This is a genomic window from Candidatus Cloacimonadota bacterium (genome assembly GCA_034661015.1).
GTDB lineage: Bacteria > Cloacimonadota > Cloacimonadia > JGIOTU-2 > JGIOTU-2 > JAYEKN01.
Map to the genome: position 1 here is coordinate 10,827 of JAYEKN010000173.1, position 2,830 is coordinate 13,656.

The following is a 2,830-nucleotide window of genomic DNA, read 5'->3' on the forward strand; positions in this document are numbered from 1 at the left end:
CAACCATCCGCAAGGTTTCAGGCTTTACGGATAATCACAAATTATTGGATCAAAAAATTTTATTAACAGAAAAACTAGAAGTTTTAATTCCCCAATTTCTGTTTTGCCAACCGGATAAAAAGTTCTGCGTTTTTGTTATTCGGATCTAATTCTTTCCACTTTGTGGCATATTCCAAAACACCTTCATAATCTTTTAAGGAATTTAAAGAACGAGTGCAAAATTCTACTATTTTAATATTTTCAGGGTCCAATATTATAGCCTTTTTATAATATTTTGCAGCGGTCTCATAATTTTGGCTATTAAATTCGGAATTGGCAATTTTTTGAAGTAATTCCAAATTTTCCGGATCTTTCTCAAGGGTGATCTTGTAATACTCCATTGCCTTTTCATTATTATCTGCATTTGAATAACAAGCAGCAATATTGTAAGTCCAGTCAAGATTTTCAGGCTGTAATTCTGCTAATTGCTTAAAATAAAGAATAGACTCTTCATAATTATCTTGATTGAAATTAATTTGGGCGAGAGATTTTCGAGCAGATATTTCCTGAGGTTCTTTTTCAATAATAATTTTGAAATATTCACATGCACTCTCTGTTGAATCCATCTTTAAATATATATTTGCGAGCATTTTAATAGTCTGGACACTATCAGGAAAAATCATATTTGCGTCTTGGATTGATTCGAGTGCTTTACTATATTCTTCCTTTTGGAACTCTTTTACTCCTGCGTTATGCATTTGGGACCAGCAAGTTCGATAGATTCCTTCAACTTCTTTTTGTTTACTTGGGTCAATTTCAACGGCTTTTTCTGCATATTCAAAAGATTTTTCATAATCACCTTTGAATTGCCCGTAAACTTTTGAAAGTAAAAGATAAGCATCAGCATTTTGAGGATTTGTTTTAATTTCCATGTTTAAATTTTCAATCGCCTTATCTGGCTTCTTTTCGTCTCTAATTGCCAGTTTGGCAGTGGTCATATACTGACTTTGACAACCGATTAGGATCATCAAACCAAGCAGTAATGTTGCAAACAAAACAAATTTTGTTTTCATTTATTTCCTCCGAAATATTATTTTCATTGAAATTCTTTCATGTGTATTTTCCGTCAAGAATTTTGAATTCTTTCAGGTCATTCTTTCTCCACAAAAAGTTTCATTCGTACAAATTTTATTACTTTTATCTTGGCGTTTTTTTCTATGTTTCCGTCTAAAGATTCTGCCGACCATATTTCACCACGCACAAAAACATTACCTTGTGGATTTAGTTCTGTCAGCGCATAACCGATCTCACCGATTTCACCTTCTCTGCCGGTAGTAACATGCTTTTTGTAAACTTTTAGAACCAGCGTAAATAATAAGATGAAAAAAAGGAGAGAAAATATCCCTACTCCGATTATCAAAGATATAGATATTTGAAGAAAAGGTGCGTTCGAGTTAATTAACATCATTGAGCCTAATATTGTTGCCACAACTCCTCCTATTCCCAGTATGCCTGAGGACTGGACTTTTATTTCGAGGATTATCAGAATAATTCCTGCAATGATCAGCAGGATGCCGACGATATTTATGGGAAGATTGGAAAGTGCAAAAAATGCGATGAGCAGAGAGATTGTTCCAAATACTCCCGCAAAACCGATTCCCGGGTTTGAGAATTCCGCAATAATTCCATAAATACCCAGCATCAGCAGAATATAGGCGATATTTGGATTGCTGATATGAAAAAGAAAACGCTCTATAAAATTCATCTCTCGTTTTACAATAATTGCATCTTTTGTCTGCAATATGAATATTTCATCACCTTTAGAAATTTCCAACCCATTGATTTGTTCAAAAAGATCATCCCGCGATTTTGCTACATATTCAATAATATTTTCTTTTTTCGCTTCTTTTGCCGTAAGGGAAATGCTTTCGATAACCATTTCAGCAGCTATATCGGCATTTCTATCCTTTTTCTCGGCAAGTGATCGGACATAAGAAACCATGTCGTTGATAACTTTTTTTTCCATTGTAGAATCAATTTTCCCACCCATATTCACGGGATGAGCTGCTCCGATGCTGGAAGTTGGGGTCATGGCAGCAATATCACAGGCTAACATTATTATGGCACCGGCAGAAGCTGCGTGTGCTCCTTCAGGAGTTACATACCCGATAACCGGAATTGGAGTTCGCATAATTTCGCTAACGATACTTCGCATAGAAACAGAAAGTCCGCCGGGTGTATTTATTTCAAGCAAAATTGCGGCTGCGTTATTCTCTTCAGCGATTTCAATATTTCGAATTAGATAATCAGCCATGGGTGGACCGATCACTCCGTCAATCTTGAACAAATAAATTTTGCTCGTATCCGCATATACAAATGAAGTTAGAAGAAAAAACAATATTAAAACACAAAATAATCTCGTGCTTGAAGATGACCGAAATTTTGTTTTGGTATTCATAATTCGACTCCTTTGTTTGAATTAAAAATTGGATTATTTTTTATTGATATTCTCAAATCCCACATTTTTTGTCAATTAATTTGGAAGATTATTCGCATCCCCCCATTTTTTTACAAGAATGCATCTAAAAAAACCGAGTTATTTGAGGGCATTTTGTCATTATTTATTCGTCAGTCTTTTTGGACAATGTCTGCGAGGGGGTAAACCCCCACGCTGAATCAAAAAAAGTATTATGAATAATACTCATTAAATAGCAGCCATTTTTCTCAGCCTGATTTATCCGGCTTTATTCGATTCAGCGTGGGCATTTATGCCCTCGCAGAAAGGAAAAAATCTGAATAAGCGCCAATTTAGGTATAGGTGTAATTTACGCTGATCTTTTGCTGATTTTGG

At 35.0% G+C, this 2,830-nt stretch carries 2 protein-coding genes; both read right to left on the bottom strand.

Translation table 11 applies throughout. The annotated features are described in order from the left end of the window. Positions 1 to 83 precede the first annotated feature (83 nt). Positions 84 to 1,052, bottom strand: coding sequence for a tetratricopeptide repeat protein (locus tag U9P79_06665; GenBank protein MEA2104304.1), 969 nt, complete (start codon positions 1,050 to 1,052; stop codon positions 84 to 86). 77 nt (positions 1,053 to 1,129) lie between these two features. Next, the gene (locus tag U9P79_06670; GenBank protein ID MEA2104305.1) at positions 1,130 to 2,437 is read right to left on the bottom strand and encodes a nodulation protein NfeD; all 1,308 of its coding nucleotides are present in this window, start codon (positions 2,435 to 2,437) and stop codon (positions 1,130 to 1,132) included. Positions 2,438 to 2,830 lie beyond the last annotated feature (393 nt).